The sequence below is a fragment of the Symbiopectobacterium sp. RP genome (assembly GCF_050472005.1).
Classification (GTDB): Bacteria; Pseudomonadota; Gammaproteobacteria; order Enterobacterales; family Enterobacteriaceae; genus Symbiopectobacterium.
In genome coordinates this window covers 1,975,834-2,000,409 of record NZ_JBGOGS010000001.1, presented here as the reverse complement: position 1 = coordinate 2,000,409, position 24,576 = coordinate 1,975,834, and the positions used below count along the sequence as shown (strand labels likewise).

The following is a 24,576-nucleotide window of genomic DNA, read 5'->3' as shown; positions in this document are numbered from 1 at the left end:
AGTGCCTCCACCATTATTGCCCCCCTTCAGGATGCGGTAGACCTCGATATGGCCACGGAGGTAGAAAGGGCAAAGCTTGTCGCGTGGAAGAAATACCGCGTGCTGCTAAACCAGGTGGATATCAGCAAAGCGCCGGATATCGACTGGCCTCAACAGCCTGATAAAGATGCATAAGGCACGGTATTATGCCGCCCTCACGATATAGTTAAAGGCTATGTTTCGAGGGCGGGCTGAGGTATAAGCATACCATTTATAGCGTTTTGCGGAACGCCCCCGCACAATCCATTGTTGTGCATCAATGCTGGCGTGTTGCCCACTTGTCAGTGCATCACCCAGTGCAACTCCTGCTGTACCGAGGGCACTAATATCGCCGTTATCATTATCATCAAAACCGGGAATAACCGTGCCCTCCTGATGAGTTAATATTTTTCTACCCGGATCTGCGCCTCGTCCATTGTCCCAGCCTCGAATAAATTCACCGCGTAAATCTGGCGTTCTGCCAGAAGGGTAGATGACAGGCAACTGAGGACAGGCCACTTTATCGAAAGCATCACCGTTGCATTTAAGCCATCCGACGGGGGCATTTTCGGTAGGCCAAGGGAGAGGAACACCTATCGGTACAACCGCTTCCAATAAACCAACAATATTTGTAAATGCTGGCCAATGACACCCCATACAGTAATGCCAGCTGTTTTCTACTATAGCTAGGAGGCTTAATTTTGATTACAAAAATATATGTTTTTATCCAATATAAATTGACTGATATAGAGCAATTATTTGTAATCATTTTAAAGTCGCCCAGCTATATGACCGGACTCGAGTAATTTTTTAGCCTGCTCTTGCTGCGCGGAAGATAATGAGCAAGGTCTCCCCCCGATACGTCCTCTGCTTCTTGCGGCTGCTAAACCCGCTTTAGTACGTTCAACAATCAGTTCCCGCTCCATTTGCGCCAACGCACTCATCACATGAAAGAAAAAACGACCTGCGGACGCAGAAGTATCAATGGCATCCGTCAAACTATGAAAATGAATACCTTCATCTTCAAGTTTGGATATTAAAGTAATCAAATGTTTAATGCTACGACCCAGCCTGTCCAGCTTCCAGACCACCAATGTATCGCCCGATTTCAGGCATTTTAATGCACGTTTTAACCCAGGTCTCTGGTCCGTTTTTCCACTGATTTTATCCTCAAAAATCTGCTCGCAATTTGCACAAACGAGCGATTTTCGCTGTAAATCGGTGTCTTGGTCATTTTTTGACACCCTCATATAGCCTATTTTTGCCATTCCTGACCTTTTTTCACTCTCTATGAGCCTTTTAATTACTTGGTTTGGCCAAAATTTTAGCTAAATTCTCGATGTCATAAAACCTCCAGTTAACCGGAATGCTCGAAAAGGCCAAAATGGCTCTGATGAAAAATAAGAGTGTAATTTCGTTGCACTGTTGGAAACAAAAGTAGCTTGTCATTTATCGCACGTTTTGGCTTCAAATATCGCGCGGCGCATCAAACACCGGACGGCGAGTGAAAGTTCAGCCAGGCGTAGCTCTGACACTCAGATTAGTTGTGGTTCGCCTTACCGATACTCACGGTAAATTTATCGGACGCTGGACGCTGCTCACAAACGTTAGCAACGAGATCACCAGCGCGGAAGTCGCTCGCTGGTATTACTGGCGCTGGGGTATTGAATCCTTTTTTAAGCTGCTGAAAGGTGCCGGTCATGATGTAGAAAAATGGCTTCAGCGCAGTGCTGGTGCCCTGCTACGCAGGTTATTGATAGCTAGCATGGCATGTGTGCTGGTATGGCGGCTGCAACGCGCTGAAGGAGACGACAATGCGGCAGCCCGTCAGTTAATTTGCCGATTATCCGGACGACAACAAAAACGAGGGCGTAAAGAAAGCGCCCCAGCGCTGCTTGCCGGACTATCCATCCTGCTAAATATAGCCAACCGACATTATTTTGATAACAGCCAGCTATGCTTTTTTTGCCACATATCAGGGCATTGGGTGTAATCATTTTTAAGTCGGTTGGCTATATAGGTCAATCCCAGCTTTTTAAGAGCTGGCCAAATGGCCTTCTGACAAACGCCAAAACGCTCTGCACGTTCTTTTTGGTAAGCATCTGGATATGGTTCAACATCTTTTATCAACTCGGATTTATCGCTCTTTCGCTGACGCGTGGTCGATACTTTTGACGCTATTTGATTAATCCAACGCGATACAGAGGCAGGGCCAATCCGAAATTGCTTCGCTGTTTCTCGGATACTCAACCCTTCTTCTTCCCGTGTAGATATCACTTTACCTCTAAAATCAATTGAATAGCTCATTTAAATAATGTAATCAAAATTAAGTCGTTTAGCTATATCAGCCGTCAAAGCATCCATATAGCCAACCGACTTAAAAATGATTACACCCAATGCCCTGATATGTGGCAAAAAAAGCATAGCTGGCTGTTATCAAAATAATGTCGGTTGGCTATATTTAGCAGGATGGATAGTCCGGCAAGCAGCGCTGGGGCGCTTTCTTTACGCCCTCGTTTTTGTTGTCGTCCGGATAATCGGCAAATTAACTGACGGGCTGCCGCATTGTCGTCTCCTTCAGCGCGTTGCAGCCGCCATACCAGCACACATGCCATGCTAGCTATCAATAACCTGCGTAGCAGGGCACCAGCACTGCGCTGAAGCCATTTTTCTACATCATGACCGGCACCTTTCAGCAGCTTAAAAAAGGATTCAATACCCCAGCGCCAGTAATACCAGCAAGCGACTTCCGCGCTGGTGATCTCGTTGCTAACGTTTGTGAGCAGCGTCCAGCGTCCGATAAATTTACCGTGAGTATCGGTAAGGCGAACCACAACTAATCTGAGTGTCAGAGCTACGCCTGGCTGAACTTTCACTCGCCGTCCGGTGTTCTTGTCTTTCCGCTTTGGTTTTGCTGTTCGCGTTATGATCACGGATGTTTCCCCGATCTCCATATTGGCTTTTTTCCCTTTCCAGCCAACCTGTCCGTTTGCGATAAATGGCAGATCGTCTGCAATTTCACCAATTTTACGGGTGTCACCGCCCCACTCGGCCCGATGCCCTTCCTTTCCCCGGATAAGCCAACATATTCCCTGGGAGCTTAATGTGCGCATATGCCCGATATAGCCAAGCGACATTATTTTGATAACAATTAGCTGTGTTTTTTGCCACATATCAGGGCATTGGCTGTAATCATTTTTAAGTCGTTTTACTATAGCATTGCCCTACAGCAAACAGCCCAGTATGCCGGGCTGTTTTTTATCAGGGAATTAACGCCGCTGGCGCAGCCACTTATCCAACTCATTGGCAAAGCGCTGGCGATCTTTCTGATTGAGGACACCCAGTCCACCGGTTTGCACACCGCTGGCGCGCAGCGTATCCATAAAATCGCGCATCGTCAGTCGTTCACGGATGGTGGCGAGCGTGTAGGTTTCACCGCGCGGATTAAGCGCCACGGCTTTTTTTTCCAGCACCTCTGCTGCCAGCGGAATATCGGCGGTAATCACCAAATCCCCGGCGTTGACGCGTTTGACGATTTCGTTATCCGCCACGTCAAACCCGGCGGCAACGCGCACTGACGAGATGTAACGTGACGGCGGCGTGCGCAGTGACTGATTGGCGACCAGAATGACACGGGTTTGTGTACGATCGGCTGCGCGATACAGCACCTCTTTAATCACATTGGGGCAAGCGTCAGCATCCACCCAAATTTGCGGTTCTGCGTCGGTATTGTCGTTCATGCAAGCTCCTTAGCTAACCAATCTTTTACCGGTAAAAAATCCCGATAAAGTGTGGCTTCCGGGCTGTCCGGCTCTGGTTGATATTGGTATTCCCAACGTGCCAGCGGCGGCATCGACATCAGGATGGATTCGGTGCTTCCGCCGCTTTGCAGGCCAAACAGCGGGCCGCGATCCCACACCAGATTAAACTCAACGTAGCGCCCGCGGCGGTATAGCTGGAACTGGCGTTCGCGCTCTCCCTAGGGCAATGCCGCGCGTCGCGCGACGCGCGGCAGGTAAGCGTCGAGAAAACCGTTTCCGACGGCGCGCATAAACGCAAAGCTGGTGGTGAAATCTGGCGTGTTCAAGTCATCAAAAAACAGCCCGCCGACGCCGCGTGCCTCGTTACGGTGCTTGAGAAAAAAGTAATCATCACACCATTTTTTGTAACGCGGATAAACGTCGTCACCGAACGGCTGGCAAAGATCGTGCGCGATTTGGTGCCAGTGTACGACGTCTTCAGTGAAGCCGTAGAACGGGGTGAGATCGAACCCACCGCCAAACCACCATACCGGCGCTTCACCCTCTTTTTCCGCAACGAAAAAGCGTACGTTAGCGTGGCTGGTGGGTACATACGGGTTTAACGGATGGATAACCAGAGACCCCCCCATGGCCTGAAAGCGGCGTCCGGCAAGCTCGGGCCGGTGCGCGCTGGCCGAAGGGGGCAGCGTGGCGCCCATCACGTGAGAAAAATTGACGCCTGCTTGTTCGAACACCGCCCCCTGGGTCAGCACCTGGCTGCGCCCACCGCCGCCAGCGGCGTGTTGCCAACACTTCTCATTAAAGCCGTTCTTGCCATCCGCGGTGGCAAGGTGCTGACAAAGGGTGTCTTGCAGCGTCAGTAAAAAGGATTTTACGGCGGAAATATCAGGCTGACTCATGACGGTGTTAGGCTGTGTCCCTTAATTGCGTAACCGGCGGTAAAACAAGCGGATGCAGCCCAGTTTCACCATTGCTAGATAGTTTCTTGCCATTTTTTCATAACGTGTGGCGATCCGTCGATATTCCTTTAAACGGCCAAAACACCTTTCCACAACGTTGCGACGGCGATAAGCATCACGATCAAGTTGCGAGCGTCCATCTGAAGCTAGTTTTTCATTTGATTTTCGGGGAATAACCGTTTTTATCCCTCTTTTTTTCAACTCGTTACGTAGTGCATTCCCAGAGTAGGCTTTGTCAGCCAGTACTGCATGGCCACGACGCTTCATGCTGCCGTTCTGGCGTTGCACGCCAATTCCGTCCAGGAGTCGTATAGCCAAGCAACATTATTTTGATAACAATTAGCTGTATTTTTTTGCCACATATCAGGGCATTGACTGTAATCATTTTTAAGTCGGTTGGCTATACCAGTTTTGAGTCCATGACCTCGAGGGCAGGACGTAGACGGGATCGCCAGATTTCATCAATACGCCTGAAATTATGCAAAACGGCGTGCAGATTGCCGATGAACATCTCTTTTTCCGCGTCACTGATCTCCGGCTGGACTTTCCGAATGCGCTTCACATGGCCATTCTTGTAGAAGAGTTGCTGCGCTGCGACTGCGTCGTCCACTGTCGGGTAAACTCCGATATAAACGTTCTTTTCACCGTTCCATACATAAGCACCGTAAGGGTTGTATTTGCTCTGGTGATGGTAAACCATCTTAGGCAGGCATTCCCTGTGCGGAGCAATGACCGTTGAGGATTGTTGGTGCAGCAGCTTTTCACACTCAATGAAGTAACGGCGAACCTGACGGCCTTTGTCGTTGTGCTCCACCATTGCCAGTTCTTTGGCTGTGTCCAGGGTGAGGTGGTAGTCCTTTCTGCCTCGTCCGTGACCTATTTCCCGATTCTGGGAAATAGCTATGTAGTCCTGATTTTCAACGAAACCAAACTCCGCAATCCGTTCGGTAATCCACGTTGCAAAAGGCAAGGAATTCATGTAGCTCGCGTGCATCACAAAGTAGGGTGGATTCGTTACTTATAGTTCCTTTGAAAACGGGGATGAGTTGTGTTGTCATTTTACGTCCTCTATTTTGCGTTGATTGCCCTTGTTGATAGGGTGGTCGGGTACTTCAACACCGAATAGAGACGGCCAGCAGTTTTCCCCACCAAAGCAGGTGTTGTATAGACTGCTCGCTACCCGACCATAATCTATGGACGTAAAAAAACCGCAAGACTGTCGGGTGCGGAGTTCCGCTCTATTGGTGTGTTGAGCACCTGAAGCGGACTATAGCCCCCGACTTCCTATAATGTCAATCCTCAATAATTGTTTTGCGAAAAGGGTTACTTGTTGCAAAACACCCGGCGTTTGTGCCGGGTGGTGAGTGAGTTTAAATCAACGCTTCTGCGTCAGCGCCTTCGCTCATATTCTCGAAGTCATCCGGCGTCGCTACACCGCCGCCAGCGAAGGCGTCACCATCGCGCAGGAACTGGACGCCGCCCAGTGACGCGTTAATGCGTTTGCCGAAATTGTTATCCATCGCCCATATATAGCCAAGCGACATTATTTTGATAACAATTAGCTATATTTTTTTGCCACATATCAGGGCATTGGCTGTAATCATTTTTAAGTCGGTTGGCTATATCTGAGTAGTGGAGTGGTCGTCCACGCCGTTCAGTATAGCCAACCGACATTATTTTGATAAGAATTAGCTGTATTTTTTTGCCACATATCAGGGCATTGGCTGTAATCATTTTTAAGTCGGTTGGCTATAGTGTTTTTTTCCGTCCATGCAGCAATGGCTGATTCATCTAGCCATACGGTTAGAGAACAGCGCTGCTTGAGGGCCTTGTTATAAGAGGGCCAGTTGGTGATTTTAAAATTTTGTTTTGCCATGGAGACCTGATTTTGAAACAACTGTGTTGATCTGCTCCGATGATTACCCAAAAGTTCTATTTATTCAACAAAGCCTCTGTGCGTTGGTTATGATCGCTATTCAATTCATCTTTTTATCCAGCGTTGACGTTGTTAAAAACAACAATCTTACGCGTTGTAACTCAATGTTTTTATGCGAGTAGTATCTGATCGATTGGCTCCCTTTTTTGGCCTGTTTTTGGCTTTGTTGAATAAACATATTTTATGCTGCCCCCCCGGTGAAACGACAGATCCTCGCAACGCAAAATCATGCAGTTAGGCCTCATAAAAAAACTGTAAACCTGAGGTGACAAGCATTTTCTACCAAAACTGTCTGGCAAAACAGCATGACTCACTATTATTCAACAAAGCCCCTGTTTTTGTGAAAAGCCGATTATTAATAGTTATGCTAAGAAGAAACATACAATATCCAATGATATCGTTCAATTTTTTCACTTGATATTAGAGCAATAAGGAAAAATATGACTATAGTAAATTTAAAGCGACTGGACCATTGTGTTTTAAATGCCCAGCAGATCTCTGCTAGTGATGGCGAAGGGTATAATAACTCGACAGCATTAGCAAAAAAACTACACTCCATTGACAACACATCGTGTGTTTTACAATTTGGTTTTAAAAAAGGGAACATTGCGTCGACCCTGAATAAACAGGGTACACTTTTTATGGGAATGCCGAAGATGGCTATGCCCATGAAGCCAGGCTATATCAGAAGCCTTGCGCATGAGCAACGTGGCATAAATAATCCGGTAAAATATCAGGGTGGCCGCATTTATAATCCACTTAATAAACATGGAAATACCTTTCAGGGGCTCTCGAAAAGTAACGCATCAACGCGGCCCGGCTTTATCAGAAGCCTTGCAGATGAGCGGCGTGGCGTAAATAACGTGGTTAAATATCAAGGTGGTCCCATTTACAATCCACTTAATAAACATGGGAATGCATTTCAAGGGTTTTCTGCCAGTATGAAAAGAGAGCCTGAAACAGTGAGAGACGTTTTCAAAAGAAATTCTATCGATATAGGTCTTGATGAACATATTTTTGAAGAATATAAATTATTTCCTGTGAAGAATGAAGCAAAAGTGCAAGTTGCACCAGTGAATCATGAAGATGATATAAAACCGATTATGTTTAAAGATAATAAGCCCTATTATCAAATAGCATTTGTGGATGTGAATTGATTTTTAGCGTATTCCAGCATATTGAAGAGATGGTACAACTATGAACGTGGGCTTTTTAGGCAGTTCAGTTTTAAATAGTAAAAACTTGTCTAATCTTGTCATGTACAATGACAAAATGAAAGCAACGAAAATTAGCCTATGGGATAGATTTATTGATCTTTTTAAATCTTGCAAAAAGCAAGATGTCGTCAATACGTTTTACACCCTTATTCATGGCGATAGCAATAAAGGGAATAGTGCTAAAACAAACAACAGATTTTATTGTTTTGAACAATTAAAAAGACTGGCGGATGTTGAACATCAACATCTTTTCAGCATCCGTGAAACGCCGCACAGTGCCAGTGAAAGCCTGTACACCTTCTCGATTGGCAATGAGGATATTGTTAGCTTTTGTTCTGATAAAAATGGGCTCTCACTCGCTGGATTGGAAATGCCTGGATTACCGGTAGTGGACAATTATGAGCGCATTGTGTATGACTACATGAAACGTCATGAAGCACGCTTTGCGGTTGATTACGTTGATTACAAAGACATCAAAACCAAGGCAGGATTTGGCGCAGACGAGCTTATGGATTATAGCTGTTTCTTTCTGAAGAATAATGCAGATATCAGAAGAGAATTTCTTGCACACGGTCTGATAAATATGGATATGATGGACATACTCAGGGACGATATAAACGATCGGTTCCCCATTGATGAGAATCGAAGAAATTATGTACTTACCGTCATCACCGGTTCATTGAGGTCGCTGTATCAGTTAGATAGCGATTACATGTAAAGCCGGAATATCTATTTTGCTTATTCCAGACTTCGACGCGGTTTATTCGAAGTCTGGTGAGAGGGATAATAGGTATATGGCGGGCGTATCCGTTATCGAACAGAACTTGCCAGCGCGCGATCGTTTTCCTGCCATTCTAACGCTAACTCGATCAATGCGGTGATGAGATCGGTATAGCTTAGGCCGCTAGCCTGCCACAGTTTTGGATACATGCTGATATTGGTGAAGCCGGGCAGCATATTCACTTCATTGATAATCACGTCATCGTCCGGCGTGGAGTCATTAGCAAATCTGGTGTATGGCGATCAGGCTACGTTCCGCTCTGATGCTTCGTGAATCTGTTCTCCATCCTTAAATTGGACGTTGCTTACAACCAGGGTCAGCAGGTCAAATCCTCTTAGTCGGTTCCAGCTTTTCTGAGCTGACTGGAGCAGCTTAAATACCATTGACAGGGTTGTTTCTCTCAAACCACCGTTCTTCGCGCCTCTGCTTCGTAGCCTCACAGTCGCAAAAGCCGATTCAATCGGATTTGTCGTTCTTATTGACGCCCAGTGCTCTGACGGGAAGTCGTAGAATGCCAGCAGTTCTTCTCGAGCTTTCTCCAGCTTCTTCATCGCTGCAGGATACTTCACTGAAAACCTTGCCAACAAAACATCAAAGGCTTCATTAGCGGCATCGCGGCTCTCTGCTAGCCAAACCTCCCGCAGCTCAGCCTTAACTTTCGGTTGCATGGCTTTGGGGAGTGAAGCCAACACATTAGCGGTTTTGTGCACCCAACAGCGTTGGTGCTGCGTGTCCGGGAATATCTTTGCCATTGCATTCCAAAAACCAAGGGCACCGTCTCCCGTAGCCAGCTTGGGAGATACGGTTAGGCCACGTGCTCGCAGGCCATTAAGAAGTTCGGCCCAGTTTGCTTCTGACTCTCGATAACCATCTTCGACCGCAATCAGCTCCTTACGTCCATGCTCAGTGACGCCGATAATGACCAGCAGGCAAAGGCGATCATCTTGCCTGACATGGCTGTATATGCCATCGGCCCAGAAATAAACGTAGCGCGTATCGCTTAAATCACGCAGGCACCATTGCCTGTGCTCTTCAAGCCATTGCTGTTTCAGTCTGCTGATGGTACTGGCAGAGAGGCCATTAGCTTTTTCACCAAGAAGCGCCCTCAGGGCTTCGTGAAAATCACCGGTGGATATGCCTCGCAGGTACAGCCATGGTATAGCCAAGCGACATTATTTTGATAACAATTAGCTGTATTTTTTTGCCACATATCAGAGCATTGGCTGTAATCATTTTTAAGTCGGTTTGCTATATGAAAAAATGGCAAGAAACTATCTAGCAATGGTGAAACTGGGCTGTATCCGATTGTTTTACATCCGGTTATGTAATTAATGGACACAGCCTAGTCGATAGCGGCCTGCCGTCGGTAAAGGGGCTAATATAGCTAAGCGACATTATTTTGATAACAATTAGCTGTATTTTTTGCCACATATCATGGCATTGGCTGTAATCATTTTTAAGTCGGTTGGCTATATTAGCGTGCATTTTGTACAGCAAATACCAAGAAAAGCTCCGGCCAAGTATGCCTAGTTGCTGTAATGAGGGGGGTAATATGCAAAAACCCCGCCGAGACGGGGTTTTTTAAAAGGTGAAGTCGACCGATAAGCCGGGTTCTGTCGTGGACAGTCATTCATCTAGACCAGCACTCACGCACTTGCTCAAGCAGCCTACCCGGGTTCAGTACGGGCCGTACCATGTGAACCCCTATTTGGCCTTGCTCCGGGTGGAGTTTACCGTGCCGCGAACGGTTACCCGCCGCGCGGTGCGCTCTTACCGCACCCTTTCACCCTTACCTGATCCCACTTGCGTGGGCCATCGGCGGTTTGCTCTCTGTTGCACTGGTCGTAGGTTTTACCCTCCCAGGCGTTACCTGGCACCCTGCCCTATGGAGCCCGGACTTTCCTCCCCTCCACGCGTATCCCCCGAAAGGGACAACCATGAAGCGGCGACTGTCTGGTCAACTTCGGCGCGAATGATAGGCGAATTAGTCTCGATTGTCATCCTCTGCGTCGTCATCCGCCTCATTTTGCGCCAACGCATAACGATACAGCGCGTTCTTTTTCACGCCGTGGATTTCCGCCGCCAGCGACGCCGCCTTTTTCAACGGCAATTCAGCGCGCAGCAGCGCCAAGGTACGCAGCGCTTCCGCTGACAGCGCGCTCTCATCCGGTTGGAAACCTTCGACAATCAGTACCATCTCACCCTTGCGGCGATTTTCGTCTTCTTGCACCCAGGCCAACAGTTCACCCACCGGGGCCCCCTGAATCGACTCCCAAGTTTTGGTCAGCTCGCGCGCCAGCACCACATAACGCGCTTCCCCCAGTACCGTTGTTATATCGGCCAAGCTGTCAATCAAGCGGTGGGTAGATTCGTAGAAAATCAGCGTGCGTGTCTCTTCAGACAGCTGCAGTAAACGGTCCTGTCGCGCTTTGGTTTTGGCGGGCAGAAATCCTTCGTAACAAAAACGATCCGAAGCAATGCCCGCCGCCGACAGCGCCATGATCGCCGCGCACGGCCCCGGCAATGGCAGCACGCGCACGCCCGCTTCACGACAACGGCGCACCAGATGGTAACCAGGATCGTTAATCAGCGGCGTCCCCGCATCAGACACCAGCGCAATGGATTGTCCTTGTTGAAGCTTGGCCAGCAGATGATCGGCCTTTTGCTGTTCGTTGTGATCGTGCAGTGCAAATAAGCGCGCACTGATGGCAAAATGTTGCAATAACAGGCCGGTATGGCGCGTATCCTCTGCGGCAACCACATCCACCCCGCGCAGTACGCTCAGCGCACGTTCTGTGATGTCGCCCAGATTACCAATCGGTGTTGGCACAATGTAAAGCGTGGATGCAGAAATGTCTGCTTGTTGTTCATGATTCATTGTTTCATCCGGGTTGCCGATTTAATATTGAGCATCTTTATAAAAAAACCACTGGATACAGTATGCTTCCCAATCATTTCGTCTGTTCGCAAACAGGGCGTATCGCGTCTGTGTTATTCGCGGCGCTGCTTCTTGCGGGATGTCCAAGCCAGGCGCCACAGCCGCCTTCACCTGATGTTCAAGGTCAGGCCGGAGCTTCCTCTTACTACTACCTGCAACAAATGGAGCAAAGCCGAGATAATAACAAGGCTGGCTGGCAATTACTTGCGATTCGTGCCTTGGTTCAGGAAGGAAAGCTCCCTCAGGCAACCGAACAGTTCAACGCATTGCCTGCGCAGTTGGCACAACCGCAACAGCGTGAGCAGCAACTGCTAAAAGCGGAAATTGCCGCCGCCAGCAACGGCACAACCGCCGCACTGCAAGGGCTGGACGTCAGTGCACTCTCCGCAGATCAACAAGCACGTTACTATCAGGTGCAGATCAACGCACATCAAGGCCAGCCTTCTGCTGACTTGCTGCGTGCCTATATCGCCCAAGAACCGCAGCTCAAAGGCGATGAGCATCAAAAAAATATCGCTCAGACTTGGGTTGCTCTGACACAGATGTCTGTGCAGGCAGCCAGTAGTGTGCTGATCAACGCCAATGAGAACGTGCTGGCCGGATGGATGGATTTGCTCACCACCTACCAGAACAACCGCGAGTCGAGCGACCAGTTGAAAGCCGCACTGAGCGACTGGCAAACGCGCTATCCGCGCCACCCAGCGGCACAAACGCTGCCAACGCCGCTGGCATCAGGCCAGACCGCCTTGCCGGTAGCAGGTGGTGGTATCGGCAGTAGTGTCGCCCTGCTGCTGCCGCTCAACGGTCAGGCACAGGTGTTCGCCAATGCCATCCAACTGGGCTTTAATGCGGCGAAAAGCGGTCAGGCCAGCATGGCGTACAGCGCGCATGCCGATACGGCCTCCGCAGCAGCTGACAACGGAACGGTAACGTCAATCAGTGCCCCGTATGCCACGCCATCCAGCGGCGTGTCTGTGAAAGTCTACGACACCACGTCGCAACCCGTAGCTAATTTGGTCGCACAAGCGCAGAAGGATGGCGCATCACTGATTGTTGGACCATTGCTGAAAAACGACGTTGAGCAACTCACCAGTCAGCAAACCACCATGAACATTCTGGCGCTCAATCAGCCCGAGCATGTGCAAAACACTCCCAACATGTGCTTTTTCGCCCTATCACCGGAAGATGAAGCGTGCGACGCGGCGCAATTTATTCACCGCCAAGGCAAACAACAGCCGCTGCTGCTGGTGCCACGCGGCGCGTTGGGCGATCGCGTGGTTAATGCCTTTGCCCAAGCTTGGCAAAGTCAGGGCGGTAATACGCTGCTGCAACAACGCCTTGGTAATACGGCAGAGCTGAAACAGGCCATCAACAGCGGTGCGGGGTTGAGTCTGAACGGTCAGCCAGTCAATGTGATGTCCTCAGCGGCACAACTAGGCACGACCATCGGCGGGTTAACCATCCCTGCACAGATTGAACCCACCCTCAGTACCAGCGGCAGCGGCAATGTCGATGCGGTTTACATTCTGGCGACGCCGGATGAATTGGCGTTAATTAAACCGATGATCGATATGCGCACCACCTCGCAATCACGCCCGGCATTATATGCCAGTTCGCGTAGTTTCCAAGCCGGGTTGGGGCCAGATTTCCGTCTTGAAATGGAAGGCCTTCAGTTCAGTGAGATCCCCTTGCTGGCAGGCAGCAACCCGGCGCTGATGCAACAAGTGGCTAGCCAGTTCAAGAATGACTACTCACTGGTGCGTCTCTATGCCATGGGGATGGATGCTTGGGCGTTGGCGAACCACTTTGCTGATTTACGTCAGTCGTCCAGCCAGCAAATTACTGGCGCAACGGGCACGTTAACGGCCAGTGCAGATTGCGTTATCAACCGCCAATTAACCTGGCTGCAATATCGCCAGGGCCAGTTGGTGCCCGTTCCCTGAATCTGCGAGCGACAGGCACGCACTATGAGCACCACGCCGGGCTGACGTTCGTTGTCGCCAACGTGAATTGTCGCGGCAGTGAGCTGGATTCGATTATGCGGGATGGACACACCAGGGTCTTTGTTGAGGTACGTTACCGCAAAAATGCGCAATTTGGTTCGGCAGTGGAGAGTGTGACGCCCCGCAAGCAACAGCGGTTATTGCATGCTGCTACGCTCTGGCTGGCGCAACGACAGCAGAGTTTTGACACGACAAGCTGCCGATTCGATATACTGGCGATTACCTGCGAACACTATGATTGGTTGCCAAACGCCTTTGGCGCGTAAACACCGCATCTGGACGCTGTCGTTGTCAGAGAAAAGATCGCATTGCTCAATGGATCGCTTGGAAAATAGGTTAATGCACCGTGCTGGATAGAATAAAAGTCTGTTTCACCGAAAGTATTCAAACACAAATCGCCGCAGCGGAAGTCCTACCCGATGCGATCGCCAGAGCAGCCACTGCGCTGGTGCACTCATTACTCAACGGTAACAAAATCCTGTGCTGTGGCAATGGGACTTCCGCCGCTAACGCACAGCATTTTGCCGCCAGCATGATCAACCGATTCGAAGCGGAGCGCCCCAGTTTACCGGCGATTGCACTAAATGCGGATAATGTAGTCTTAACCGCGATAGCAAACGATCGTCTGCATGAAGAAGTGTACGCAAAACAGGTGCGTGCATTAGGGCAAGCGGGCGATATTTTGCTGGCGATCTCCACCCGAGGCAACAGCCGAGATATTGTGAAAGCCGTGGAAGCCGCGGTGACGCGTGATATAACGATTGTCGCGCTGACCGGTTACGATGGCGGGGAACTGGCCGGTCTGCTTGGCTCGCAGGATGTTGAAATACGTATACCTTCACATCGCAGTGCGCGTGTGCAGGAGATGCACATGCTGACCGTTAATTGCCTGTGCGATTTGATTGATAATTCCCTTTTCCCACATCAGAACTATTAAGGAGCACCCCCATGAGGATATGTTCTGCATTTGCCGTGCTGTCTGTCGCCCTATTGCTGCAAGGTTGTATTGGCGTCGCTGCCGTTGGCGGTGCTGTTGCCACCAAGACTGTAACCGACCCACGCACTGTAGGCACGCAGGTGGATGATGGTACATTGGAAGTCCGTGTCTCTAACGCTATCAGCAAAGATCAGCAGTTATCCAAAGATGCACGCATCGTAGCGACAGCCTATCAGGGTAAGGTGTTACTGACCGGTCAGGCCCCCACCACCGACCTAGCCAGGCGGGCGAAACAGATAGCCATGGGTGTAGATGGTGCGAGGGAAGTCTATAACGAGATCCGCAAAGGCACCCCGGTATCTATGGGCACCGCTTCCATGGATACCTGGATCACCACCAAAGTGCGTTCCCAGTTGCTTGCCACCGACACGGTAAAATCATCCAACGTGAAAGTGACGACCGAGAACGGTGAAGTCTTCCTGCTGGGTCTGGTCACCCAGCGCGAAGGGCGTTCCGCTGCTGAAATTGCCAGCAAAGTGAGTGGCGTGAAACACGTGACGATGGCGTTCACCTTCTTGGAATAATCGCACGTCGTAGCAAGAAAAAGGGTGCCGAGGCACCCTTTTTCATTTTCCAGCATCCGAATTACGCGCTAGGCGCACTGGCCAGCGAAGAGAGCAACCAAACGTCGCGGCGCGTCTCTTGACCAATTTCGCCGCCAACATCCTGCTTGTCACGGTTCATACCGGACAGGAAGGTGGAAAACCCTGCTTTTTCAATACGGTAACGCGTATTGCCCTTGGCCTCATCTACCCGCAGCATCAGGGGAATTAATCGTGCGCTTTTCTGATCGAACGATTTGTAAGGCCAACGGTTATCTTTGTCCAGATAAGGGGCCAAGAAATTAAAGGCGTTAGCGATACCACTGCCCTGCGGCGTGCGATAACGCCACAGATCTTCACCTATAGCCAACCGACTTAAAAATGATTACACCCAATACGCTGATATGTGGCAAAAAAATACAGCTAATTGTTATCAAAATAATGTCGCTTGGCCATACCTTGTCTGCCAATATCGCCATGTTGGTAATGGCTTGCAGGTTGAAATAGCTGTAGTGGAAGGAACGGGGGCGAGAAAGCTCTTCCTGCTGCGCGCCGTCATCCTGAATCTGGTGATTCAGCTTGGTACGCTGTAGCGCGGCCATCGCAGAGACCACATCTTTCTTATCGAGATACCAGGCAATACCGGCTACCTGAGCGGCGTACCAGCTACCGTGGTTGTTCTTCGCTTCCGATTCCCGCTTCGCCAGCTTGCTGCTCTGCAACCACCCCAGATAGGCAGTCATCCACTCACGCATCTGCGCATCATCCTCTTTTTTCCATCCTTGGTAGTCGCGCAGCATAATCAGCGCATCCACAATGCGGGTGGAGAAATATAGCCAACCGACTTAAAAATGATTACAGCCAATGCCCTGATATGTGGCAAAAAATACAGCTAATTGTTATCAAAATAATGTCGCTTTGCTATAACACGCGCAATGGCTACTCCACAAAGACTGTTACCACCGGCGATGATCCGCTGGAACTGCGTACACCACGTGATCGTGATGCTTCCTTTGAACCGCAACTGGTGAAGAAGAAGCAGACCCGGCTCACCGGGATGGATAACCAGATTTTATCGTTGTATGCCAAAGGGATGACCACCCGCGAAATTGCCGCTGCGTTCAAAGAGCTGTATGACGCGGATGTCTTACCCGCCTTGGTATCGAAGGTCACCGATGCCGTTATGGAGCAGGTTGTTGAATGGCAAAATCACCCCCTGGATGCGGTTTATCCCATTGTTTACCTTGACTGTATCGTTCTGAAAGTCCGGCAGGACAGGCGCGTTATCAATAAGTCTGTGTTCCTGGCGCTGGGTATCAATATCGAAGGGCAGAAAGAGCTACTGGGGATGTGGCTGTCCGAAAATGAAGGCGCAAAGTTCTGGCTGAACGTGCTGACAGAACTGAAAAACCGTGGCCTGACCGACATCCTCATTGCCTGTGTGGACGGCCTGAAAGGGTTCCCTAATGCCATCAACACGGTCTACCCGGAAGCACGCATCCAGCTGTGCATCGTGCACATGGTGCGCAACAGTCTGCGCTTCGTTGCCTGGAAGGACTATAAGGCGGTAACACGCGACCTCAAAGCAGTGTATCAGGCTCCAACCGAAGAGGCCGCGCTTCATGCCATAGGTATCTACACATCATAAAGGGTTAAAAACCACCATAGCGAAGTGGGCAAGTTCTTCCGGGGTATAGTCTGCTAATAACGTCAAGGTATTTAGCAGGATGGATAGTCCGGCAAGCAGCGCTGGGGCGCTTTCTTTACGCCCTCGTTTTTGTTGTCGTCCGGATAATCGGCAAATTAACTGACGGGCTGCCGCATTGTCGTCTCCTTCAGCGCGTTGCAGCCGCCATACCAGCACACATACCATGCTAGCGTAATAGGGCACCAGCACTGCGCTGAAGGCATTTTTCTACATCATGACCGGCACCTTTCAGCAGCTTAAAAAAGGATTCAATACCCCAGCGCCAGTAATACCAGCGAGCGACTTCCGCGCTGGTGAGCTCGTTGCTAACGTTTGTGAGCAGCGCCCAGCGTCCGATAAATTTACCGTGAGTATCGGTAAGGCGAACCACAACTAATCTGAGTATCAGAGCTACGCCTGGCTGAACTTTCACTCGCCGTCCGGTGTTCTTGTCTTTCCGCTTCGCTTTTGCTGTTCGCGTTATGATCACGGATGTTTCCCCGATCTCCATATTGGCTTTTTGCCCTTTCCAGCCAACCTGTCCGTTTGCGATAAATGGCAGATCGTCTGCAATTTCACCAATTTTACGGGTGTCACCGCCCCACTCGGCCCGATGCCCTTCCTTTCCCCGGATAAGCCAACATATTCCCTGGGAGCTTAATGTGCGCATATGCCCGATAGAGTCACCTTCACGGTCAATGAGATGAACTAACTTCTTCCCGGTATCAAGAGACTCAACGCGGGCGATATCAGCCGTCAAAGCATCCATATGAGTCAGACTCTCAGACAAGCCCTCGGTTAGCGTTGAACGACAACCCGCCCTATCGGTTAGAGTTTGAGACAGGGGCGCTATTGGTAAACCATTAGCAGTAGGCTGGTTTGTAGTTCATAACCGACGTCACCACCATGCGTCATTTTCAAACGTTCTTCTTTCCCATTGTGGGTACGAAACTGTAAATGAGACCAGTCGTGAACGACGGGAGCGTATGGATGCGGGCTAAGTGCAACCTGCCGGAGAGCCAGCGAAATAATCGGTTCATTGAGCTGACTGAAGCTAATACGTTCATTATTAAAAAAACGCCAACCGGCCTGAGTAGTGGCGAATGTTGTTTTCTGCGCGCAGGCAAGATCTTTAACGGCTGACGCCAATGGTGCTGGGGGAGTCATGTGTTGCTTAACCAGACGCTGATAACGCCGGTTAAGTCGGGCATCAATCCCGCCGATGGATAAGTTGAGATCATGCAGCAACGTAATAGCAGATATTGCAAAAGATGTGTAGATACCTATGGCTTCAGGCGCGGGAAACGTTCGGTGGGACATGGGATCACCGCTATCCGCAGATAAGCCGGAGCTGGCAGTCAAACTGGGCCAACCTGTCGACATTCTTCTCGTACCCCCAGGAACTTCGCAAGGTATAGCAAACCGACTTAAAAATGATTACAGCCAATACCCTGATATGTGGCAAAAAATACAGCGAATTGTTATCAAAATAATGTCGGTTGGCTATAATCTACACGACGAACGCTATAGAATCACTGAACAGCGTGCTCCGGCATGCAATCAAGAAACGCAAGGTGTTCCCGACTGATGACTCGGTGAAGAAGGTCGTATGGCTGGCAATCCAGGCGGCATCACAGAAATGGACGATACCCTTACAGGACTGGCGTATGGCAATGAGTCGCTTTATTATCAAGTTCGGTGACCGCCTTGACGGTCACTTCTGAGGAAAGGCATTTACACAAAATCTTAAACAGGCTCCTTTATTAGGCACAACGCTGTTTGCTATCGGATTATTTGATATCAATTTAACAGCGATGTTTTCTATTCCTGGGTCACACAAGTCCTTATCCCAGTACTCCCTAAAAACAGTGTAATCGCGATGGACAATGCAACTTTTCACAAAAAACACAATATTCAACAAGTCATCATCGATGCAGGGTATATGGTGGAGTATTTGCCTACATATTTCGCTAGATCTTAACCCAATTGAGCATAAATGGGCACAAGCAAAAAGCAAAAAAAGAGAGAGTGGTTGCGATACAGAGATTTTGTTCTCAGTCCATATGGTGTAATCAAAATTAAGTCGGTTGGCTATAACAACGGGTGCGGAATAAAACACCCGGTCAGCGCATTGCGTTTGAAATAGAGTGCTGACTGGTGCCATGACGCGCTACCGAAGGAACGCGCCAGCCCATATAGCTAAACGACTTAATTTTGATTACATTATTTAAATGAGCTATTCAATTGATTTTAGAGGTAAAGTGATATCTACACGGGAAGAAGAAGGGTTGAGTATCCGGGAAACAGCGAAGCAATTTCGGATTGGCCCTGCCTCTGTATCGCGTTGGATTAATCAAATAGCGTCAAAAGCATCGACCACGCGTCAGCGAAAGAGCGATAAATCCGAGTTGATAAAAGATGTTGAACCATATCCAGATGCTTACCAAAAAGAACGTGCAGAGCGTTTTGGCGTTTGTCAGAAGGCCATTTGGCAAGCTCTTAAAAAGCTGGGATTGACCTATAAAAAAAACGCTACGTCATCCGAAAGCCGACGGAAGCGCCCGGCAAGCATTTCAACAAAAAATACAACAGTATGAAAAAGAAGGCAAACCTATTGTTTTTATTGATGAAAGTGGTTTTCCACACGATACCCCACGGACTCACGGCTATTCCCCAAAAGGTCAACGGTGTTTTGGCCTGAAGAACGGGGGAGCCAAGGGAAGAACAAATGTTATCGGCGCTTTATTAGGCACAACGCTGTTTGCTATCGGATTATTTGATATCAATATTAACAGCGATGTTTTCTATTCCTGGGTCACACAAGTCCTTATCCCAGTACTCCCTAAAAACAGGGTAATCGTGATGGACAATGCAACTTTTCATAAAAAACATAATATTCAACAAGTCATCATCGATGCAGGGTATATGGTGGAGTATTTGCCTACATATTGGCCAGATCTTAACCCCATTGAGCATAAATGGGCACAAGCAAAAAGCAAAAAAAGAGAGAGTGGTTGCGATACAGAGATTTTGTTCTCAGTCCATATGGTGTAATCAAAATTAAGTCGCTTGGCTATACCATTCAATCGGGGTTTCGTAATAACGCCCGTTATCCGCGCAATACATGTTGTCCAGCAGGTCATAACTGTCACGCACCGGATAAGGGCCATCGAACGTGAACGCGCTTAAACCGGGTTCGTTTTTCAGTGCAGTGGCAACGTCTGGTTGCGTGGCCGTGTCGGAAGTGGCTGTGCTGGCCACCCGTGTGTTGTGCTGTTTCTTGCGCATCAGAACTCCATAGCAAAACCGCCGCCGCCGAATTCTTGGCCGAGCGGTTCATTGATGATTGATAGCATGGTTGACCATGCCAGATCACCGTGATTTGAACCGCGCGTGCGGTCAGAGTCATAGGTAATATAGCCAAGCGACATTATTTTGATAACAACTAGCTGTATTTTTTTGCCACATATCAGGGCATTGGCTGTAATCATTTTTAAGTCGGTTGACTATACTTCACCCGTCAGATGATTAACCACATGAAATTGCGGCTTATCTGGCGCAAAGCATACCGCCTGAGCCCCCGCACGATCGACGGTAAGCAGCGTCAGCACTGCTTCGTGAATTTCGGCGCCATCATAGACGCCGCAACCGCTCAGAACGATGCCGACTCGTTTCATCATATTTTCCTTCATTTCATTACATCAACTAATTGATTTTTTGATTGACAAACACTAATCTACACCACACATTTTAATGATTCTTGTAACAAAGATTTCTGCATTTGCTATTTTGTTGCTTGAGCGGTTCGTCACCTTACGACGTTGCAAATACTCGCACCTGCTAACTGAAACTGCTGATAATTATCAAGCAGGTGCATAGTTTCCCTGGTGTTGGCGCGTAATTCGCGCACCCCGGCCTCGGTCGGGGTCATTTTTTTAGGCCCCTGAAAATCCTTTTCCTCTCCCTCACGATGCCCACACCGCGATTTATCGCACTGCGTTGGCGTGCACCCGCTATTTGCGGGCGCGTTTTTCCTGTTCAGCCACCCAGGCTTTCAATACGTCAATATCGTGCCGCCAGTCGTGTTTCAGTTCGTCAATCCACTCCTGCACGTTGTCCCACCAGGCGGGCAGCGTCGTGGTCTGGATTTGCTGGGCCACCTGCTGTAGATGGCGCAACCCAACGGAACCGGCAGCACCTTTGATTTTGTGCCCCTCTTCCGCGATGCCTTTCTGATCGCACGCTGTCATATTGGAATCCAGCACGGCAAGATAACCGGGCATCATCTGCTCAAACATCGCCACGCTCTGATGGATCAGCGACGGTCCAACCAAATCCAGATATTGTTGTAACATGGGAATATCAAGCAACGCTTCTCGAACCGGTTCCTGCTCCGACACATCGGCGGTGGCTTGCTCAGGCTCATCCTGATAGTCCCAATACTGTTTAATAACAGAGGCTAATGCAGGCACCGCCAGCGGTTTGCTAAGCACATCGTCCATACCCGCATCGAGATATTCTTTTTTATCGCGCAGTACGTTAGCCGTTAAAGCAATCAGCGGCGGCACGTTTTGTCCGGCATATTTTTTGCGCAGCTCACGCGCCACATCCAGCCCGGTCATGTCCGGCAGTTGGATATCCAGCAGCACCAGATCGAATTCGTCCGGATCGAACATCGTCAGCGCTTCCTGTCCGGTCATCGCCACTTCCACGCTACTGCCCAGTTTCTCCAGCACCGAACGCGCGACCACCACATTTAGCTCGATGTCCTCCACCAGCAGCACGTTGAGCGCGGGTAACGGCAACTCATCCTCTCTGCCGACAATCACCTCATCTTCCAACGCCGGGGCGGTAACGGTCAGCGTAAAGCAAGAACCTTTGCCCTGCGTGCTGGTGACATGAATATCACCGCCCATGTTCTGCGCCAGACGCTTGGAAACCGCCAAGCCGATGCCTGTACCGGTCGCCGGTTTACCGCCATGTTTGTCTTTTACCTGATAGTACATGGCGAAAATTTTCTCCAACTCATCTTCGGGAATGCCCATGCCGGAGTCTTCGACATCAAAGCGCAACTGATCGCCAGCGTCGTGCCAGACACGCACCACAATGTTCCCTTTCTGGTTAAATTTCACCGCGTTACTGAGCAGGTTCCACAGAATCTGGCGCAGACGCGTACCATCGGTAATCACTCGCTGTGGCAACGGCGGATGCTGTTCAACGACCAGTTGCAACCCATTCTGCTGCGCCAGCAAACCGCCCAGATTTTCCAAATCCGCCAGGAAACCAATAAAATCAATAGGCTGATTATCCAGTTGCACCTTGCGGCGCTCCTGCTTGTCCATCTCGATCACGTCGTTAAAGATATTGCCCAGCGTGATGGCGCTGACATGCAGGGTTTTGAGGTATTTTTTTTGTTCCGCATCCAAGTGAGTATCGAGTAGGATGCGACTGAGGCCAACAATGCCATTAAGCGGCGTACGAAGCTCGTGGCTGATCGTTGAGATGAAGGTGGTCTTCTCCCTACTGGCCTTCTCTAACGCGTCCTGATAGCGTTTACGCTCAGTTATATCGCGCCCAAAACCCATCAGCCCGTGTCGCTTGCCCATTCTGTCGTAGAAAGGCACCTTGCGCAGTTCAAAACAGGCTTTGCGCCCGTCAGGATAGACCAGCCACTGTTCATAGGTGAGTGACACGTTGTGACGGAACACTTTTTCATCCGTTTCCATCACTTTTTCCGCCACATCGGGGGTGTAAACGTCTTTCGGCGTCAGACCCACCAGCTGTTTCTGGCTGCGACCCAATAGCAGTTCCATGGCGCGGTTACAGCCGGAAAACTCTTTATTTTCATTGCGGTAGTAAACTAGGTCCGGCGATGCATCCAGAAACGATCGTAACAGCGCTGATTGTTGCTCCAGTTCCACCTGCGCCTGTTCGCGTCCGGCAATTTCCTCTTTGAGCTTGCTCAGCATCATCAGACGCGCCTCTTCTGCTTTTTCGCGATCGGCAATCTCCTGATTGAGCTGGGCAATATTGCCCTTTAGCTGATCGTTCAGCGTCTGGTCGCGCAGGCGCATCTCCTCCAGCTTCGCCACCAACTTAGCCAGACGTTGGCGCGACTCCTCCAGCTGATCCACCACCACGGAGAGGAAATAGACCGCCCAGGGGGTGATTAACAGGCCAAAAAATACGGAGCGAACGACATCAATGTCTTCGACCTTGCTGGTCAGCAGCAGTGTGACTGCCATCTGCACGGCCATCGCCAGCAGCACCAGCACCGAGGCCAGCAACAGTGAAAAACGCACCAGCCCGAGCTTTACCATCAAATCGACGTAGTACTGCGCCAACAACCGGATCTGCTTCATAGAGAATTTCCTTGGATACCCACAGCGCCATCATAACGTAAAACTCAGCACGATGCGGTGAGACAATCAGCACAACACGTTAACATTACCCTAAGATAACCGGTTGATATGGTTGGCCGAGCGCAGAGCCTTGCACCCCATGAGCCTGAAGGTATAAATCCAGTTCCACCATCCCGGTCCAGCGGTTTTCGCACCATAACGGTGCCAGCAGCGTCGGCCGCCGGGCGCTGGCAGAAATACGATGGAACACGACCTCTGGTGGTGTATGGCGAATCATCTCGCCGGCCGTGGCGACGTAGGTGCCCAGCGGTAATTCGCTCAACCGCCCGGCGCGCCACGCCTTAGCCATAATGCTACCGTCAACGATATGCAGAGGGTGAAGCTTGATGCCTTCAACGCCTGTATCCACCACGCGTTGCAACGTCGTCATACAGTGCTCGGCACGCTCGCCCGACAATCAGGTGGCTGCACACGCGTAAACCACGCTGATGCGCACGCTGCACCGTCAAGGTAAACAATGGGATAAACCGCATCCAGGGGGCGATTTTGCCATTCAACAACCTGCTCCATAACGGCATCGCTGACCTTCGATATCAGGGCGGGTGAGACATCCGCGTCATACAGCTCTTTGAACGCAGCGGCAATTTCGCGGGTGGTCATCCCTTTGGCATACAACGATAAAATCTGGTTATCCATCCCGGTGATACGGGTCTGGTTCTTCTTCACCAACTGCGGTTCAAAGGAACCATCACGATCACGTGGTGTACGCAGTTCCAGCGGACCATCGCCGGTGGTAACAGTCTTTGTGGAGTAGCCATTGCGCGTGTTATAGCTAAACGACTTAATTTTGATTGCATTATTTAAATGAGCTATTCAATTGATTTTAGACGTAAAGTGATATCTACACGCGAAGAAGAAGGGTTGAGTATCCGAGAAACAGCGAAGCAATTTCGGATTGGCCCTGCCTCTGTATTGCGTTGGATTAATCAAATAGCGTCAAAAGCATCGACCACGCGTCAGCGAAAGAGCGATAAATCCGAGTTGATAAAAGATGTTGAACCATATCCAGATGCTTACCAAAAAGAACGTGCAGAGCGTTTTGGCGTTTGTCAGAAGGCCATTTGGCAAGCTCTTAAAAAGCTGGGATTGACCTATAAAAAAAGGCTTTGTTGAATAAACATATTTTATGCTGCACCCCAAGTGAAACGACAGATCCTCGCAACGCAAAATCATGCAGTTAGGCCTCATAAGAAAACTGTAAACCTGAGGTGACAAGCATTTTCTACCAAAACTGGCTTGGCAAAACAGCATGACTCACTATTATTCAACAAAGCCATAAAAAAACTCTACGTCATTCGAAAGCCGACGAAAGCGC

Annotated in this window: 27 protein-coding genes, 1 other RNA gene and 15 pseudogenes; 15 read left to right on the top strand and 28 right to left on the bottom strand. The window is 49.6% G+C overall.

The annotated features are described in order from the left end of the window. Nucleotides 1–3: 3 nt before the first annotated feature. Nucleotides 4–174 (top strand): annotated as a pseudogene (locus tag ACD630_RS13435) (tail fiber assembly protein); the annotation flags it as partial. Nucleotides 175–183: 9 nt separating this feature from the next. Here the strand turns inward: ACD630_RS13435 and ACD630_RS13430 are convergent. Together ACD630_RS13430 and ACD630_RS13425 are read right to left on the bottom strand one after the other, a co-directional pair. Next, complete coding sequence (locus tag ACD630_RS13430) at nucleotides 184–675, bottom strand: phage tail protein (protein WP_430359335.1); 492 nt, start codon at nucleotides 673–675, stop codon at nucleotides 184–186. Between the two features lie 113 nt (nucleotides 676–788). After that, entirely contained in the window at nucleotides 789–1,286 is a 498-nt protein-coding gene (locus tag ACD630_RS13425; protein WP_430359334.1) for a recombinase family protein, read from the bottom strand. A gap of 236 nt (nucleotides 1,287–1,522) precedes the next feature. Here ACD630_RS13425 and ACD630_RS13420 point away from each other — a divergent pair, with 236 nt between their 5' ends. Then, nucleotides 1,523–2,011 carry a hypothetical protein gene (locus tag ACD630_RS13420; RefSeq protein WP_430359333.1) on the top strand — a complete coding sequence of 163 codons (489 nt, stop codon included), beginning with the start codon at nucleotides 1,523–1,525 and terminating at the stop codon, nucleotides 2,009–2,011. Here ACD630_RS13420 and ACD630_RS13415 read toward each other — a convergent pair. The 9 genes and pseudogenes from ACD630_RS13415 to ACD630_RS13375 all read right to left on the bottom strand — a co-directional run. Beyond that, entirely contained in the window at nucleotides 1,954–2,325 is a 372-nt protein-coding gene (locus tag ACD630_RS13415; protein ID WP_430359332.1) for an IS630 transposase-related protein, read from the bottom strand. The genes ACD630_RS13420 and ACD630_RS13415 overlap by 58 nt on opposite strands. A gap of 80 nt (nucleotides 2,326–2,405) precedes the next feature. Then, a complete protein-coding gene (locus ACD630_RS13410; protein WP_430359331.1) occupies nucleotides 2,406–3,191 on the bottom strand; it encodes a hypothetical protein in 786 nt (261 codons plus the stop codon). A gap of 96 nt (nucleotides 3,192–3,287) precedes the next feature. Continuing rightward, nucleotides 3,288–3,758, bottom strand: coding sequence for a YaiI/YqxD family protein (locus tag ACD630_RS13405; RefSeq protein WP_430359330.1), 471 nt, complete (start codon nucleotides 3,756–3,758; stop codon nucleotides 3,288–3,290). Next, nucleotides 3,755–4,678 (bottom strand): annotated as a pseudogene (gene hemF / locus ACD630_RS13400) (oxygen-dependent coproporphyrinogen oxidase). Before hemF ends, ACD630_RS13405 begins: the two are co-directional and overlap by 4 nt. A 21-nt stretch (nucleotides 4,679–4,699) precedes the next feature. After that, nucleotides 4,700–5,053, bottom strand: a pseudogene (locus ACD630_RS13395) (IS5 family transposase); the annotation flags it as partial. Between the two features lie 406 nt (nucleotides 5,054–5,459). Further along, nucleotides 5,460–5,796 (bottom strand): annotated as a pseudogene (locus tag ACD630_RS13390) (antA/AntB antirepressor family protein); the annotation flags it as partial. 312 nt (nucleotides 5,797–6,108) lie between these two features. Next, nucleotides 6,109–6,267: pseudogene (locus tag ACD630_RS13385) on the bottom strand (ssDNA-binding protein); the annotation flags it as partial. Beyond that, complete coding sequence (locus tag ACD630_RS13380; RefSeq protein ID WP_430359329.1) at nucleotides 6,251–6,472, bottom strand: hypothetical protein; 222 nt, start codon at nucleotides 6,470–6,472, stop codon at nucleotides 6,251–6,253. The gene ACD630_RS13380 and the pseudogene ACD630_RS13385, both read right to left, overlap by 17 nt. A gap of 7 nt (nucleotides 6,473–6,479) precedes the next feature. After that, nucleotides 6,480–6,614 (bottom strand): annotated as a pseudogene (locus tag ACD630_RS13375) (IS5/IS1182 family transposase); the annotation flags it as partial. A 500-nt stretch (nucleotides 6,615–7,114) separates the two neighbouring features. Between ACD630_RS13375 and ACD630_RS13370 the strand changes: the two are divergent. Continuing rightward, entirely contained in the window at nucleotides 7,115–7,831 is a 717-nt protein-coding gene (locus tag ACD630_RS13370; protein WP_430359328.1) for a hypothetical protein, read from the top strand. A 40-nt stretch (nucleotides 7,832–7,871) separates the two neighbouring features. Then, nucleotides 7,872–8,609, top strand: a complete 738-nt coding sequence (locus ACD630_RS13365) for a hypothetical protein (RefSeq protein WP_430359327.1) — start codon at nucleotides 7,872–7,874, stop codon at nucleotides 8,607–8,609. Between the two features lie 92 nt (nucleotides 8,610–8,701). On the opposite strand, the pseudogene ACD630_RS13360 reads toward ACD630_RS13365, so the two are convergent. The 5 genes and pseudogenes from ACD630_RS13360 to rsmI all read right to left on the bottom strand — a co-directional run. After that, nucleotides 8,702–8,884, bottom strand: a pseudogene (locus tag ACD630_RS13360) (D-alanine--D-alanine ligase A); the annotation flags it as partial. Between the two features lie 30 nt (nucleotides 8,885–8,914). Then, a pseudogene (locus ACD630_RS13355) lies at nucleotides 8,915–9,832 on the bottom strand (IS256 family transposase); the annotation flags it as partial. 160 nt (nucleotides 9,833–9,992) lie between these two features. Further along, a complete protein-coding gene (locus ACD630_RS13350) occupies nucleotides 9,993–10,169 on the bottom strand; it encodes a hypothetical protein (protein WP_430359326.1) in 177 nt (58 codons plus the stop codon). An 89-nt stretch (nucleotides 10,170–10,258) separates the two neighbouring features. Continuing rightward, nucleotides 10,259–10,637, bottom strand: an RNA gene (rnpB, locus tag ACD630_RS13345) — RNase P RNA component class A. A gap of 19 nt (nucleotides 10,638–10,656) precedes the next feature. Next, nucleotides 10,657–11,550 carry a 16S rRNA (cytidine(1402)-2'-O)-methyltransferase gene (gene rsmI / locus ACD630_RS13340; protein ID WP_430359325.1) on the bottom strand — a complete coding sequence of 298 codons (894 nt, stop codon included), beginning with the start codon at nucleotides 11,548–11,550 and terminating at the stop codon, nucleotides 10,657–10,659. 62 nt (nucleotides 11,551–11,612) lie between these two features. Between rsmI and ACD630_RS13335 the strand changes: the two genes are divergently transcribed. The 4 genes from ACD630_RS13335 to dolP all read left to right on the top strand — a co-directional run bounded on the left by ACD630_RS13335 (nucleotide 11,613) and on the right by dolP (nucleotide 15,134). Then, entirely contained in the window at nucleotides 11,613–13,553 is a 1,941-nt protein-coding gene (locus tag ACD630_RS13335) for a penicillin-binding protein activator (protein ID WP_430360042.1), read from the top strand. Further along, nucleotides 13,550–13,879 carry a YraN family protein gene (locus ACD630_RS13330; protein WP_430360041.1) on the top strand — a complete coding sequence of 110 codons (330 nt, stop codon included), beginning with the start codon at nucleotides 13,550–13,552 and terminating at the stop codon, nucleotides 13,877–13,879. Before ACD630_RS13335 ends, ACD630_RS13330 begins: the two co-directional genes overlap by 4 nt. 80 nt (nucleotides 13,880–13,959) lie before the next feature. Then, complete coding sequence (diaA, locus tag ACD630_RS13325; RefSeq protein ID WP_430359324.1) at nucleotides 13,960–14,550, top strand: DnaA initiator-associating protein DiaA; 591 nt, start codon at nucleotides 13,960–13,962, stop codon at nucleotides 14,548–14,550. An 11-nt stretch (nucleotides 14,551–14,561) separates the two neighbouring features. Beyond that, nucleotides 14,562–15,134, top strand: a complete 573-nt coding sequence (gene dolP, locus ACD630_RS13320) for a division/outer membrane stress-associated lipid-binding lipoprotein (RefSeq protein ID WP_430359323.1) — start codon at nucleotides 14,562–14,564, stop codon at nucleotides 15,132–15,134. Between the two features lie 61 nt (nucleotides 15,135–15,195). Here dolP and ACD630_RS13315 read toward each other — a convergent pair whose 3' ends face one another. Beyond that, nucleotides 15,196–15,522 (bottom strand): hypothetical protein, encoded by a 327-nt coding sequence (locus ACD630_RS13315; RefSeq protein ID WP_430359322.1) that lies wholly within the window; start codon nucleotides 15,520–15,522, stop codon nucleotides 15,196–15,198. Next, a complete protein-coding gene (locus ACD630_RS13310) occupies nucleotides 15,509–15,967 on the bottom strand; it encodes an alginate lyase family protein (protein WP_430359321.1) in 459 nt (152 codons plus the stop codon). Before ACD630_RS13310 ends, ACD630_RS13315 begins: the two co-directional genes overlap by 14 nt. 110 nt (nucleotides 15,968–16,077) lie before the next feature. On the opposite strand from ACD630_RS13310, the pseudogene ACD630_RS13305 reads away from it, so the two are divergent. After that, nucleotides 16,078–16,797 (top strand): annotated as a pseudogene (locus tag ACD630_RS13305) (IS256 family transposase); the annotation flags it as partial. Here ACD630_RS13305 and ACD630_RS13300 read toward each other — a convergent pair. The 3 genes from ACD630_RS13300 to ACD630_RS13290 are packed head-to-tail and all read right to left on the bottom strand — an operon-like array spanning nucleotide 16,795 to nucleotide 18,087. After that, nucleotides 16,795–17,043, bottom strand: a complete 249-nt coding sequence (locus ACD630_RS13300) for a hypothetical protein (protein WP_430359320.1) — start codon at nucleotides 17,041–17,043, stop codon at nucleotides 16,795–16,797. The pseudogene ACD630_RS13305 and the gene ACD630_RS13300 sit on opposite strands and share 3 nt — an antisense overlap. Continuing rightward, nucleotides 17,027–17,629: a transposase gene (locus tag ACD630_RS13295; protein ID WP_430359319.1), complete on the bottom strand. Its 603-nt coding sequence runs from the start codon at nucleotides 17,627–17,629 to the stop codon at nucleotides 17,027–17,029. The genes ACD630_RS13300 and ACD630_RS13295 overlap by 17 nt, the downstream gene beginning before the upstream one ends. 59 nt (nucleotides 17,630–17,688) lie before the next feature. Further along, the gene (locus ACD630_RS13290) at nucleotides 17,689–18,087 is read right to left on the bottom strand and encodes a hypothetical protein (protein WP_430359318.1); all 399 of its coding nucleotides are present in this window, start codon (nucleotides 18,085–18,087) and stop codon (nucleotides 17,689–17,691) included. A gap of 41 nt (nucleotides 18,088–18,128) precedes the next feature. On the opposite strand from ACD630_RS13290, the pseudogene ACD630_RS13285 reads away from it, so the two are divergent. The 3 genes and pseudogenes from ACD630_RS13285 to ACD630_RS13275 form a co-directional block, all read left to right on the top strand. Further along, nucleotides 18,129–18,563: pseudogene (locus ACD630_RS13285) on the top strand (transposase); the annotation flags it as partial. Between the two features lie 122 nt (nucleotides 18,564–18,685). Next, nucleotides 18,686–18,820, top strand: coding sequence for a hypothetical protein (locus ACD630_RS13280; RefSeq protein WP_430360040.1), 135 nt, complete (start codon nucleotides 18,686–18,688; stop codon nucleotides 18,818–18,820). After that, nucleotides 18,771–18,911, top strand: a complete 141-nt coding sequence (locus tag ACD630_RS13275) for a hypothetical protein (protein ID WP_430359317.1) — start codon at nucleotides 18,771–18,773, stop codon at nucleotides 18,909–18,911. The genes ACD630_RS13280 and ACD630_RS13275 overlap by 50 nt, the downstream gene beginning before the upstream one ends. 22 nt (nucleotides 18,912–18,933) lie before the next feature. Here ACD630_RS13275 and ACD630_RS13270 read toward each other — a convergent pair. Then, nucleotides 18,934–19,035, bottom strand: a pseudogene (locus tag ACD630_RS13270) (phage portal protein); the annotation flags it as partial. A gap of 35 nt (nucleotides 19,036–19,070) precedes the next feature. On the opposite strand from ACD630_RS13270, the gene ACD630_RS13265 reads away from it, so the two are divergent. Beyond that, a complete protein-coding gene (locus ACD630_RS13265) occupies nucleotides 19,071–19,436 on the top strand; it encodes an IS630 transposase-related protein (RefSeq protein ID WP_430359008.1) in 366 nt (121 codons plus the stop codon). After that, nucleotides 19,360–19,893 carry an IS630 family transposase gene (locus tag ACD630_RS13260; RefSeq protein ID WP_430360038.1) on the top strand — a complete coding sequence of 178 codons (534 nt, stop codon included), beginning with the start codon at nucleotides 19,360–19,362 and terminating at the stop codon, nucleotides 19,891–19,893. Before ACD630_RS13265 ends, ACD630_RS13260 begins: the two co-directional genes overlap by 77 nt. 12 nt (nucleotides 19,894–19,905) lie before the next feature. On the opposite strand, the pseudogene ACD630_RS13255 reads toward ACD630_RS13260, so the two are convergent. From ACD630_RS13255 to ACD630_RS13230, 6 genes and pseudogenes are all read right to left on the bottom strand, one after another. Further along, a pseudogene (locus ACD630_RS13255) lies at nucleotides 19,906–20,127 on the bottom strand (phage portal protein); the annotation flags it as partial. Next, a complete protein-coding gene (locus ACD630_RS13250; RefSeq protein WP_430360140.1) occupies nucleotides 20,127–20,330 on the bottom strand; it encodes a hypothetical protein in 204 nt (67 codons plus the stop codon). The pseudogene ACD630_RS13255 and the gene ACD630_RS13250, both read right to left, overlap by 1 nt. An 18-nt stretch (nucleotides 20,331–20,348) precedes the next feature. Then, nucleotides 20,349–20,516 (bottom strand): annotated as a pseudogene (locus ACD630_RS13245) (isoprenoid biosynthesis glyoxalase ElbB); the annotation flags it as partial. Between the two features lie 336 nt (nucleotides 20,517–20,852). Further along, nucleotides 20,853–23,201 carry an aerobic respiration two-component sensor histidine kinase ArcB gene (gene arcB, locus ACD630_RS13240; RefSeq protein ID WP_430359316.1) on the bottom strand — a complete coding sequence of 783 codons (2,349 nt, stop codon included), beginning with the start codon at nucleotides 23,199–23,201 and terminating at the stop codon, nucleotides 20,853–20,855. Nucleotides 23,202–23,286: 85 nt separating this feature from the next. After that, nucleotides 23,287–23,707 (bottom strand): annotated as a pseudogene (locus ACD630_RS13235) (TIGR01212 family radical SAM protein); the annotation flags it as partial. After that, nucleotides 23,706–24,029: pseudogene (locus ACD630_RS13230) on the bottom strand (transposase); the annotation flags it as partial. The pseudogenes ACD630_RS13235 and ACD630_RS13230, both read right to left, overlap by 2 nt. Before the next feature lie 36 nt (nucleotides 24,030–24,065). On the opposite strand from ACD630_RS13230, the gene ACD630_RS13225 reads away from it, so the two are divergent. Further along, nucleotides 24,066–24,374 carry an IS630 transposase-related protein gene (locus ACD630_RS13225; protein WP_430359315.1) on the top strand — a complete coding sequence of 103 codons (309 nt, stop codon included), beginning with the start codon at nucleotides 24,066–24,068 and terminating at the stop codon, nucleotides 24,372–24,374. The last annotated feature ends 202 nt before the right edge of the window (nucleotides 24,375–24,576 follow it).

Bases quoted from the DNA above. Each gene is read 5' to 3' on its own strand.
- ACD630_RS13430 (WP_430359335.1), bottom strand. From the start codon at position 675: ATGGGGTGTCATTGGCCAGCATTTACAAATATTGTTGGTTTATTGGAA.
- ACD630_RS13425 (WP_430359334.1), bottom strand. From the start codon at position 1,286: ATGGCAAAAATAGGCTATATGAGGGTGTCAAAAAATGACCAAGACACC.
- ACD630_RS13415 (WP_430359332.1), bottom strand. From the start codon at position 2,325: ATGAGCTATTCAATTGATTTTAGAGGTAAAGTGATATCTACACGGGAA.
- ACD630_RS13410 (WP_430359331.1), bottom strand. From the start codon at position 3,191: ATGTGGCAAAAAACACAGCTAATTGTTATCAAAATAATGTCGCTTGGC.
- ACD630_RS13405 (WP_430359330.1), bottom strand. From the start codon at position 3,758: ATGAACGACAATACCGACGCAGAACCGCAAATTTGGGTGGATGCTGAC.
- ACD630_RS13380 (WP_430359329.1), bottom strand. From the start codon at position 6,472: ATGATTACAGCCAATGCCCTGATATGTGGCAAAAAAATACAGCTAATT.
- ACD630_RS13370 (WP_430359328.1), top strand. From the start codon at position 7,115: ATGACTATAGTAAATTTAAAGCGACTGGACCATTGTGTTTTAAATGCC.
- ACD630_RS13365 (WP_430359327.1), top strand. From the start codon at position 7,872: ATGAACGTGGGCTTTTTAGGCAGTTCAGTTTTAAATAGTAAAAACTTG.
- rsmI (WP_430359325.1), bottom strand. From the start codon at position 11,550: ATGAATCATGAACAACAAGCAGACATTTCTGCATCCACGCTTTACATT.
- ACD630_RS13335 (WP_430360042.1), top strand. From the start codon at position 11,613: ATGCTTCCCAATCATTTCGTCTGTTCGCAAACAGGGCGTATCGCGTCT.
- dolP (WP_430359323.1), top strand. From the start codon at position 14,562: ATGAGGATATGTTCTGCATTTGCCGTGCTGTCTGTCGCCCTATTGCTG.
- ACD630_RS13275 (WP_430359317.1), top strand. From the start codon at position 18,771: ATGCAGGGTATATGGTGGAGTATTTGCCTACATATTTCGCTAGATCTT.
- ACD630_RS13265 (WP_430359008.1), top strand. From the start codon at position 19,071: ATGAGCTATTCAATTGATTTTAGAGGTAAAGTGATATCTACACGGGAA.
- ACD630_RS13250 (WP_430360140.1), bottom strand. From the start codon at position 20,330: ATGATTACAGCCAATGCCCTGATATGTGGCAAAAAAATACAGCTAGTT.
- arcB (WP_430359316.1), bottom strand. From the start codon at position 23,201: ATGAAGCAGATCCGGTTGTTGGCGCAGTACTACGTCGATTTGATGGTA.
- ACD630_RS13225 (WP_430359315.1), top strand. From the start codon at position 24,066: ATGAGCTATTCAATTGATTTTAGACGTAAAGTGATATCTACACGCGAA.